The sequence below is a fragment of the Spirillospora sp. NPDC046719 genome, from assembly GCF_040645715.1.
Lineage (GTDB): Bacteria > Actinomycetota > Actinomycetes > Streptosporangiales > Streptosporangiaceae > Spirillospora.
The window spans coordinates 1-10,040 of record NZ_JBEYYT010000357.1; the positions used below are offsets into that span (position 1 = coordinate 1).

9 protein-coding genes and 1 tRNA gene are annotated in these 10,040 nt (G+C 73.9%); 4 read left to right on the forward strand and 6 right to left on the reverse strand.

Going from position 1 to position 10,040, the window contains the following annotated elements:
• The first annotated feature begins 75 nt into the window (after window positions 1-75).
• Window positions 76-148 (forward strand) — tRNA-Ala (locus ABZ914_RS38745).
• A gap of 41 nt (window positions 149-189) precedes the next feature.
• On the opposite strand, the gene ABZ914_RS38750 is transcribed toward ABZ914_RS38745, so the two are convergent.
• The 4 genes from ABZ914_RS38750 to ABZ914_RS38765 form a co-directional block, all read right to left on the reverse strand.
• On the reverse strand, window positions 190-1,290 hold the full coding sequence (locus ABZ914_RS38750) for a baeRF2 domain-containing protein (protein WP_500199462.1): 1,101 nt from the start codon (window positions 1,288-1,290) through the stop codon (window positions 190-192).
• Between the two features lie 77 nt (window positions 1,291-1,367).
• Complete coding sequence (locus ABZ914_RS38755; protein WP_500199464.1) at window positions 1,368-1,877, reverse strand: DUF1360 domain-containing protein; 510 nt, start codon at window positions 1,875-1,877, stop codon at window positions 1,368-1,370.
• Complete coding sequence (locus tag ABZ914_RS38760; RefSeq protein WP_500199472.1) at window positions 1,874-2,134, reverse strand: VOC family protein; 261 nt, start codon at window positions 2,132-2,134, stop codon at window positions 1,874-1,876. The genes ABZ914_RS38755 and ABZ914_RS38760 overlap by 4 nt, the downstream gene beginning before the upstream one ends.
• A 98-nt stretch (window positions 2,135-2,232) precedes the next feature.
• Window positions 2,233-2,490, reverse strand: a complete 258-nt coding sequence (locus ABZ914_RS38765) for a DUF7218 family protein (RefSeq protein WP_500199465.1) — start codon at window positions 2,488-2,490, stop codon at window positions 2,233-2,235.
• Between the two features lie 93 nt (window positions 2,491-2,583).
• Between ABZ914_RS38765 and ABZ914_RS38770 the strand changes: the two genes are divergently transcribed.
• The 3 genes from ABZ914_RS38770 to ABZ914_RS38780 all read left to right on the forward strand — a co-directional run bounded on the left by ABZ914_RS38770 (window position 2,584) and on the right by ABZ914_RS38780 (window position 7,618).
• Window positions 2,584-5,844 (forward strand): AfsR/SARP family transcriptional regulator, encoded by a 3,261-nt coding sequence (locus ABZ914_RS38770; protein ID WP_500199467.1) that lies wholly within the window; start codon window positions 2,584-2,586, stop codon window positions 5,842-5,844.
• A 131-nt stretch (window positions 5,845-5,975) separates the two neighbouring features.
• On the forward strand, window positions 5,976-7,397 hold the full coding sequence (locus ABZ914_RS38775) for an amidase (protein ID WP_500199468.1): 1,422 nt from the start codon (window positions 5,976-5,978) through the stop codon (window positions 7,395-7,397).
• Window positions 7,394-7,618 carry a hypothetical protein gene (locus ABZ914_RS38780; protein ID WP_500199470.1) on the forward strand — a complete coding sequence of 75 codons (225 nt, stop codon included), beginning with the start codon at window positions 7,394-7,396 and terminating at the stop codon, window positions 7,616-7,618. Before ABZ914_RS38775 ends, ABZ914_RS38780 begins: the two co-directional genes overlap by 4 nt.
• A gap of 14 nt (window positions 7,619-7,632) precedes the next feature.
• On the opposite strand, the gene ABZ914_RS38785 is transcribed toward ABZ914_RS38780, so the two are convergent.
• Together ABZ914_RS38785 and ABZ914_RS38790 are read right to left on the reverse strand one after the other, a co-directional pair.
• Window positions 7,633-8,451 (reverse strand): ABC transporter permease, encoded by an 819-nt coding sequence (locus ABZ914_RS38785; RefSeq protein ID WP_433150187.1) that lies wholly within the window; start codon window positions 8,449-8,451, stop codon window positions 7,633-7,635.
• Window positions 8,448-9,425, reverse strand: coding sequence for an ATP-binding cassette domain-containing protein (locus ABZ914_RS38790; protein WP_500199471.1), 978 nt, complete (start codon window positions 9,423-9,425; stop codon window positions 8,448-8,450). The genes ABZ914_RS38785 and ABZ914_RS38790 overlap by 4 nt, the downstream gene beginning before the upstream one ends.
• Window positions 9,426-10,040: the final 615 nt, after the last annotated feature.

Here is a 10,040-nt window from a genome sequence, read left to right on the forward strand (position 1 = left end):
CCCCGCGCCACGCCCCTCCGTGGCCCGCGGCGTCCGAAGTGCTCCCAACGTGCACTAAGCTTTTCCCCGAAGCACGGGGCTATGGCGCAGTTGGTAGCGCGCCTCCATGGCATGGAGGAGGTCTGGGGTTCGAATCCCCATAGCTCCACGCGAAGCAAGGAGCGGGTCCGCCCGCTCCTTTTTTCATGCCTACGCCGTGTAGCGGAGGACGGCGCCGACGTGCAGGTTCGCGTTCGGGCCGTCGGCCGGCAGGACGACCAGGTCGCCGTCCGTGGCGGTGAGCGCCCGGACGAGGGCGGCGTCGGCGCGCTCCGGCGTGGGGTCGTCGACACCGAACTCGGTGCGGAGCTCGTCGGGGTCGGCGGCCACCTGGGCCGGATCGGGGCCGATCCACAGGCGGGCCGGGGACTCCGGATCGTCGTCCAGGATGAGCGTCTCCACCTGGCCCTGCCGGACGGCCTGGACGGTCGCCGGGAGGCCCGCGACGGCGCGCTGCCCGTTGGCGAGCTCACGGTCGAAGCGCTCCGCGACGGCCATGACGCGTTCGGTCGTCTTCAGCTTGAGGACGCGGTCCAGCTCCGCCCGGAGGTCGGGGTGCCCGGCGCCGGCGTTCTTGTCGACCTCGACCGTGCGCTCCAGGACGGGCTCGGAGATCTCGTCCAGGACGGCGGTGCGGGCACGGGTGTCGCCGGCGATGAGCACGGCCTCCGCGCCGCAGCGCTCCGCGACCCGGTCGATCTTGTGGGCGACCTTCTTGGCGTTGGCCTTCCAGACGTTCTCCGACGAGCGCTGGAAGCGCGACTGGTTCCAGTCCCCGGCCTTCACCTTGCGGATCGGGTAGTCCTCGTCCCCCTGGACCTCGATGTGCTCGCGGCGGCCGTCGGCGTGGACGCAGTCGATGGTGCCGCCGCGGCGGTCCACGATGGCGGTCAGGTGCGGGAACTGGTCACCGCGGTCGGCGAGGTAGGGCACGACGTGGGGGAGCGGGGCGACGCACGCGTGCGGGGACCGCGGCGGGCCGGGGAGCCGGTCGGTGTGCAGCACCTCGCCGTCGGCGGCGAAGACCACCAGGCCCTCGGAACGGCGCTCCGCCATCTCCTCGTCGATGGTCCGCTCGACGGCGCGGAGCGTGGCCTTGGGGGCGTGCTGGGCCTCCAGTTCCGCGCGCAGCGCCCGCCACCGCAGCTCGGCGGCCTTGGACGCGTCCTCGGTCGTCCGGGTGAGGTCGGCGTACACCGACACGTAGGGGCCCGGGTGCTGGTACAGCGTCTTGAGGAATGACAGCTCCATAGGGTCGCCGTACCCGATTCCGCTGGGGCAAACGTCAAGAATGTGGCGATTGTGGAGTCGGTCGTCGCTCGCGGGAGTCAGCCCTCGGCGCACTGCTGGAGCCGCGCGTAGGCCAGCTGGAGCCAGTCGGAGCCCGCCACGGCGGTCATCGTGGCCCCGGCGAGCCGGGTGGCGTCCGGAGCGAAGATCAGCCCGGCCGCGTAGGCCGTCGCGACCCACTGCCCGGTGCAGAACGGGCAGGTGATCAGCTCCCCGACGGCGTGCCGGACGCCGTGGCCGCGGGCCTCCTCGGCGAGCTCGGCGGGGCCGGACGTCCCGGAGTAGCGGGTGAACGGCGCGCGCAGCGGGCTCGTCACCGGGTCCTTGGCGATCAGCCGGGACAGCTTGTGCGTGGTGATCGTCATCAGCGCGAGGTCGCCGACGCCGATGCCAGGGGTCCGGCCGCGCCGCCGCCACGCCAGCAGCGCCATCGCGGCGGTGGTCATGCCGTAGACGGCGAGCGTGCCGAGGTAGGAGCCGAGCGGCCGGTCGGCGTCCCCGGCGTACTTCTCCTTCTGCTTGCGCGCCGTGTCGACGACGGTGCTCATGCCTGTTCCTCTCCGGGCGGGGCTATCACGCAGAACTCGTTGCCCTCGGGGTCGGCGCAGACCGTGGTCGGCCAGCCGTCGTCGACGAACGGCCCGCGCACGACGGTCGCGCCGAGCCCCTTCACGCGGGCGACCTCGGCGTCCATGTCGGCGACCCGCAGATCCGGATGCATGCGGTTCTTGGCGGCCTTCGGCTCGGGCACGCGCTGCAGCAGGAGCCGGGGGTTCTCGCCGCGGGGGTCGGTGAGGGCGACGATGGGGGGTTCTTAGCCCCCGCGCTCTTAGCCGCGCGCGGCGGCCCAGAAGTCGGCGAGCGCGTCGGGGTCCGCGCAGTCCAGTACGAAGACCAGTTCCATCAGTGGTCGCGCAGCGCCTTCACGAGCTGGGACTTGCTCATCGACGAGCGGCCCTCGATGCCGATCTCGCGGGCGCGCTTCATGAGGTCGTCCTTCGTCCAGTCGTCGTACGAGGGGCTCTCGCCGCCCTTGCGGCCGACCTTCTTGCTGCCCTGGCCCGCGGACGCGTTGGCGATCCGGGCGGCCTTCTCCTTGCTCTCGCCCTTGTCACGGAGCTTCTGGTACTTCTTCTCGTCCTTGATCTGTGCTCTGGGCATACAAGGTGACTACCCGGTGCACGCCGTCCACACATGGACGGCGGGTGGGATGGGTCTCCTTATCGGGGACAATGGCACCCGGAAAGGGGACATGTGCGCATCGGCATCCTGGGCCCGCTGTCCGTGCGGGACGAGGCCGCGCGACCCGTCGAGGTCAGCGGCCCGCGGCTGCGCGCGCTGCTGATCCGGCTGGCGGCCGAGGCGGGACGTCCCGTGTCCGCCGACCGGCTGCTCGACGACCTGTGGGACGGCGCGCCGCCGGCCGGCGGCGGCAACGCGCTCCAGGCGCTGGTGTCTCGGCTGCGGGGCGTCGCGGGACGCGACCTGGTCGAGCACGGCCCCGGCGGCTACCGGCTCGGGATCGACCCCGGCGAGGTCGACGCGGTCGCGTTCGAGCGCGCCGTCGCCGCCGCGTGGAAGGAGAGCGACCCCGACCGCCGCGCGGACGGCCTGCGCCGCGCGCTGGACCTGTGGCGCGGTCCCGCGCTGGCGGACGTCGCCGACGCCGACCACGCCCTCCCGGCGATCGGCCGGCTGGACGAGCTGCGCCTCGCCGCCGTCGAGGACTGGGTGGACGCGGAGGTCGCCGCGGGGCGGCCCGTCCCGCCCGTCGCGGACCTGGAACCGCTGGCCGCCGCGCACCCGCTCCGCGAGCGGCTCCGCGGCCAGCTCATGCGCGCGCTGTACGCGGCGGGGCGGCAGGCCGACGCCCTGGAGGTCTACGAGGAGACGCGGCGCGCGCTCGCCGACCGGCTCGGTGTGGACCCGTCCCCGGAACTGGCCGCCGTCCACCTGTCGATTCTGCGCCGCGAACCGGCCGCGGCGGGACCGCCCGCACCCACGGCACCGCCCCCGCCCCCTCTGCCTTCACCGGCGCCGGGACCCGCGCGGACGAACCTCCCGGCGCAGCTCACCAGCTTCGTCGGGCGCGAGGAGGAGTCGCGGCGGGTCGGCAAGCTGCTGCGCGAGACCCGGCTCGTCACCCTGACCGGGCCGGGCGGCGCGGGCAAGACGCGGCTGGCGGGGGAGACCGCCGCCGCGTTCTTGGACGACATGCCGGACGGCGTGTGGTTCGTCGCGCTCGCCCCGGTCAGCGACCCCGGCGACCTCCTGCAGACCGTGCTCGTCGCGCTCGGCGTGCCGGAGACCGTCCGCAAGGGCGAGACGCGGACGGTCCCGCGCCCCCTCGAACGGCTCACCGACTTCCTCACCGGCAAGCGGATGCTCGTCGTCTTCGACAACTGCGAGCACCTCGTCGACGCGGTCGCGGAACTCGCCGGCCACATGCTCGCCCACGCTCCGGCCGTCCGGATCCTCGCGACGAGCCGCGAACCGCTCGGCATCACCGGCGAGTCGCTGTGCCCCGTCCCGTCGCTGCCGCTGCCGCCCGAGGAGAGCGAGCCCGAACCGGCGGAGGCGCTCGGGTACGCGGCGATCCGGCTGTTCGCCGACCGGGCCGCGGCGGTGCGGCCCGGCTTCGCGGTCGACGCCGAGACCGTCGGCGACATCGTGGCGATCTGCCGCGCCCTCGACGGCATCCCGCTCGCCATCGAGCTGGCCGCCGCCCGGCTCCGCGCGCTCACCCCCGGGCAGGTCGCCGACCGGCTCGGCGACCGGTTCCGGCTCCTCACCGCCGGCAGCCGCACCGCCCTGCCCCGGCACCGGACGCTGCGCGCCGTCGTCGACTGGAGCTGGGACCTGCTCGACGGCGTGGAGCGCACCGTGCTGCGCCGGCTGTCGGTGTTCGCGGGCGGCGCGACGCCGGAGAGCGCGGTGCGGGTGTGCGGCCTGGACGCGCCCGGCGCGCCCCACCCCGACGACGTCATCGACGTGATCGCCGCGCTGATCGACAAGTCGCTGGTGATGGCGGACGGCGACGCCGACGTCCGCTACCGGCTGCTGGAGACGGTCCGCGTGTACGCGGCGGAGAAGCTGGACGAGGCGGGCGAGACCGCCCGCGTCCGCTCCGAGCACGCCGCCTACTGCGTCGACCTCGCCGAGCGCGCCGAGCCCGAGCTGCGCCGCGCGAACCAGCTCTACTGGACCGCGCGGCTGCTCGCCGAGCGCGACAACTGCAGCGCGGCGTTCCGGCACCTGACCGCCGTCCGCGACGTGCCGATGGCGCTGCGGCTCCTGGGGTCGCTGGTGTGGTTCTGGATGATGCGCGACATGGAGCTGGAGGCGGGGGGCTGGGCCCGGTCCGTCCGCGAGATCGCGGGCGACGCCCCGCCGCCGGGGATGGAGGAGCAGTTCGCGCTCTGCGTCATCTCCAGCGACCTGATCACCGTGATGGCCTCCGCCGACGGGCCGACGAAGGACTCCCTGCACGCGGCGCTGGACCGGGTGATGCGGTTCGTCCCGGACTCCCCGCGCCATCCCGCCCTCGCCCTGGCCAGGCCGGCGGGCAGCATCTTCACCGGCGACATGGAGGACACCCGGCGGCGGCTGCGGGCCGTCGAGGACCATCCCGACCCGTGGGTGCACGCCATGGTGAAGGTGATCCTCGGGCACATCTCGCTGAACGCCGGCGAGATCGGCCGCGCCGCCGGCGAGATCGCCGAGTCCTGCGCCGCGTTCCGCGAGCTCGGCGACCGGTGGGGGCTGATCATGGCGCTCGGCGGCCTGATGCAGGTCGCCGTCGGCCGGGGGGAGCTCGCCGAGGCGATCCGGTACGGCGAGGAGGCGCTCGACTACGCCCGCGAGGGCCTCAGCCCCGAGGCGAGCGCCGGGATGCTCACCGGCCTCGCCCGCGTGCGCGCGACGCTCGGCGACATGGAGCAGGCGCGCCGCGACCTGCAGACCGCGGCGGCGTCGATGGAGCGGGTCGGCGAGTTCGCGGACGCCGCGTCCGCGCTGCTCCTGCAGTGCGAGCTGGCGCTGTGGGAGGGCGACATGGAGACCGCCCGCGTCTACGCCGACCGCGCCTACAAGTGGGTCGAGCCGCGCCGGCACCGCCCCGACTTCGCCCGGGAGCTGCGCCTCACCTACTGCCGGCTCGGCTGCCTCGCCGAGGAGGAGGGCGACCTCGACGAGGCCGCCGCATGGCACACCCGCGCCTGGGACGACCTCGGCGACGACTGGATCAACGGGAACCCGCTGCTCGCGTCGCTGCTGGAGGGCGTCGCGGCGCTCGCGGCGGCGCGCGGCCACCACGTCCGGGCCGCGGAGCTGCTCGGCACCGCCCACGGCCTGCTCGGCTTCCACCACGAGGGCTCGCACGAGGTCCGCCGCGTCGAGCCCGCGGTGAAGCGCGAGATCGGCGCCGCCGCCTTCGAGGAGGCGTACGAGCGCGGCCGCGGCGTCACCCGCGACGCCCTCTTCGCGCAAGCCGCCGGGCTCATCGCGTCGGCCTGACCCGGGGCGTCCGCCCGCCTGACCCGGGACGCCCGCCGGCCTGACCCGGTCGTCCGCCGGCCGATCCCGCTCCTTCCGCTGACCGGGACCGGAGCGGCGTGGTGTGACCCACGCCGCATAGCGTCCCGCCCGTGCCGACACCGCTGACCCTGACCGAGGCCGCCGCGGCGCTGCGCGCCGGCGACGTGACGAGCGTCCGCCTCACCGAGGACGCCCTCGCCGCCGCCGACCGGCTCGACGGCGCCCTCGGCACCTACCTCGCCCGCTTCGACGAGTACGCGCTGGCCCGCGCCGAGCAGGCGGACCGGGAGCTCGCCGCCGGCACCGACCGCGGGCCGCTGCACGGCGTCCCGTTCGGCGTCAAGGACGTCATCGCGATGGCCGAGGGCCCCACCACCGCGCAGAGCACCGTCCTCGACCCGGGATGGGGCGCCGGACGCGACGCGCCCGTCGTCGCCCGGCTCAAGGCCGCCGGAGCGGTGATCACCGGGAAGCTCAGCACCATGGAGTTCGCGTGCGGGATGCCCGACCCGTCCGGGCCGTTCCCGGTCCCGCGCAACCCGTGGGACACCGCCGCCTGGCCCGGCGGCTCCAGCTCCGGCACCGCCGGCGGCGTCGCCGCCGGCCTGTTCTTCGCCGGGCTCGGCACCGACACCGCCGGCAGCATCCGCATCCCGGCCGGGTTCTGCGGCGTCACCGGGCTGATGCCCACGTTCGGCCGCGTGCCGAAGTCCGGCGTCGTCCCCCTCGGCTACAGCCTCGACCACGTCGGGCCGCTCGCCCGCAGCGCCCGCGACTGCGCCGCCGTCCTCGCCGCCATCGCCGGGCCCGACCCCGCCGACCCCGACTCGGCCGACGTCCCGTACACCGCGCCGGAGTTCGGCGGCACCCTCGACGGCGTGCGCGTCGGCGTCGTCCGCGAGAACCACTTCCCCGACGACGCCGACCCCGCCCTGGCGCCCGCGTTCGACGAGGCGCTCCGCGTCCTCGCCGGGCTCGGCGCGACGCTCGTCGAGGTGACGCTGCCGTACTGGGCCGAGACGATCACCGCGAACTACGTCACGATGGGCGCCGAGGCCCTCGCCTACCACCGCGCCGACCTCGCCGCCCGCTGGGACGACTACGCCCCGTCCACCCGCCTCGCGCTCGCCCGCGGCGCCCTCGCCACCGGCGCCGACTACGTCCAGGCGCAGCGCGTCCGCCGCGTCGCCCAGCAGGCGCTCGCCCGCCTCTTCGAGGACGTCGACCTCGTCGCCGCGCCGACGCTCGGCATCGGCGCCCCGCGCTACGACGACATCACCGACGCCGCCGGGACCGTCAACGTGGACGCCGCGTCCCGGTTCTTCTTCACCCCGTACTGGGACTGCGTCGGCAACCCCGTCCTCGCCGCGCCGATGGGCGCGACCGCCGCCGGGATGCCGCTGTCCCTCCAGCTCGCCGGCCCCGCGTTCGGCGAGGCCGGCGTCCTGCGCGCCGCCGACGCCTACCAAAGCGTCACCGACTGGCACCTCCGCGTCCCCGCCCTCGCCGCCGCCCCAGGAGACGACCGATGACCGAGACCGTCCCCACCGGACCCGGCGCCGCCGACGCGACCGCAGAGGTGGCCGCCATGCTGGCGCGCTGCGGCCTGCCCGCCGGACCGTACGAGCTGGCCTACCTCGCGGCCGAGTACCCCTACCTCAAGGCCGGCATCGACATGCTCTACGCGGTGGACGCGGCGAAGGACGCCGACCCGGCACTCCGCTTCCGGGCCGGCGTCCCCGGCACGCGCTGATCTCCACGCCCCGCTCAGGTGCGGCGCGAGTACATCCGCATGGCCAGCGGGAACGTGACCACGACGATCCCTGCCGCCCACGCCAGCGTGTACCAGACGTGGTTGCCGACCGGCCCGCCCACGGTCAGCGCCCGCACCGAGTCCGCGAGGTGCGTGACCGGGTTCACCTTCGTCCACGCCTCCAGCCAGCCCGGCATCGTCGAGGTGTTCGGCACCAGGATGCTGCTGCCGAACGTCAGCGGCATCACCCAGATGAACGCCAGGCCCTGCACCGTCTCCGGGGACGGCGCCACCAGCCCGACCAGCACCGAGATCCAGCACACCGCCAGGTAGAACACGTACGCCAGCGCGAACGCGCCCAGCACCGACAGCGGGTCGGTGTGGAAGCGGAACCCCAGGATCGACCCGAAGCCCACCAGCACCACCATCACGGTCAGGAACCGCACCGTGTCCCCGAGCACCGACCCGATCAGCGGCGCCGACCGCGCGATCGGCAGGCTCCGGAACCGGTCGAACACCCCCTTGTGGATGTCCTCGTTCAGCGCCGTCCCCAGCCCCATCGTGGCGAACATCGCCATCTGCGCCACCAGCCCCGGGAGCAGCTGCTGCAGGTAGGCGTGGGTGTTGCCGGCGAGCGCCCCGCCGAACACGTACAGGAACAGCAGCAGGAACACGATCGGCATCAGCGTCGTGTCCAGCAGCTTCTCCGGCGAATGCTTCAACTGCGCGATGTTGCGCCACGCCAGCGTCAGCCCGTGCCGCAGCGTCCTGCTCGGGCTGATCCGCGCCGGCGGCTCGGACGAGACGGGCGCGTCGACGGTCATCGTGGTCATGCCAGGCTCCCCTCGGAGATCAGGTCGGCGGGCCGCTCCTCGGCGAGGTGCCCGGTGAGTGTGAGGAAGACCTCGTCGAGGCTCGGCAGCCGCAGCGACAGCTCCGCCGCCACGATGGACGCCTCGTCCAGCCGCCGGACCAGCGCGGGCAGCAGCTTCGGGTCCTGCACCGGCGCCGTGACCAGGCCCGTCGCCTCCTGCACCTCGGGCCGCTCGCCGGTCAGCTCCGCCACGATCGCGGTCAGCTGCGCGGTCCGGAACGTCTCGGTCGCGCGGACCGCGAGGGTCTGCCGGCCGATCCGCGACTTCAGGTCGTCCGACGTCCCCTCCGCGATCACCCGGCCGTGCTCGAACACCACGATCCGGTCGGCGAGCGCGTCGGCCTCGTCCAGCTGCTGCGTCGTCAGCAGCACGGTCGCGCCGTCGGCGACCACCTCGCGGACGGTGTCCCAGACCTCGTTGCGCGCCCGCGGGTCCAGGCCCGTCGTCGGCTCGTCCAGGAAGATGACCTCCGGACGGTTGATCAGGCTCGCCGCCAGGTCCAGCCGCCGGCGCATGCCGCCTGAGTAGGTCTTCACGGCGCGGGTCCCCGCGTCGGTGAGCCGGAAGCGGGCCAGCAGCTCGCGGGCCCGCGCCTTGGCGTCGGCCCGCCCGAAGTCGAGCAGCCGCGCGATCATCACCAGGTTCTCGGTGCCGGTCAGCTCCTCGTCCACGGACGCGTACTGCCCGGTCAGCCCGATCATCGCGCGCACCCGGACCGCGTCCTTGACCACGTCGTATCCGTTCACCGAGGCGTGGCCGGCGTCGGGCCTCAACAGCGTCGCGAGGATCCGCACGGCGGTCGTCTTGCCGGCTCCGTTGGGGCCCAGCACGCCGAGCACCGTCCCGCGCTTCGCCGCGACGTCCACCCCGTCCAGGGCGTGGGTATCCCCGAACCTCTTCCGCAGGCCCTCGGCCTGGATCGCATAGTCCATCGGTCGGCCTCTCTCAGTCACTCGTGTTCGACATCACCGAGCGTCCAGGAGGGCCCTGATACGGCGCGTACATCGCGGCTCGGACGCTGACCTCCCGCTGACGCGTCACTGACGCCGACCGCCGCGAACCCGCGTGACCTGGGAGTTTCCGGCGTGCGGCCGAAGGGTGTCCGGCGGGTGGCCGCGCCGATTTGACGGACCGTGCGCGCCTGCCTAATGTTCTTCCTGCCCCAAGGGGATGCGGGACGCCGGCAGGCGGACGGCCCCAGGGGAAGCCACCCGGAAAAAACGGTTCGAAGCCCGCTTCGGATCGAGGTACTCTGGAGTGGACGGCCCGAGAGGGGATGCAGGACGCCGCAAGGTGGCCGGCCCCGGGGACTCTTCCGCAAGATCAGACACAGGCGATCTTCGTCGCCTGCGATGGCACGCGGGAGGCGGGCCGGGCTTCCTGAAGATCGACTCGGATGAGCCGGTTGACAGGAGCGAAAGTTCCGGTAAATTAGAAGGGTTGCCCCGGAGCGGGGCTCGCGGAAGCGGGTCCGGCGCGGTGGGTGTCCGTTTCTTGAGAACTCAACAGCGTGTTAAAAGCCAGTGCCTTTATCGACCTGGCCGGTT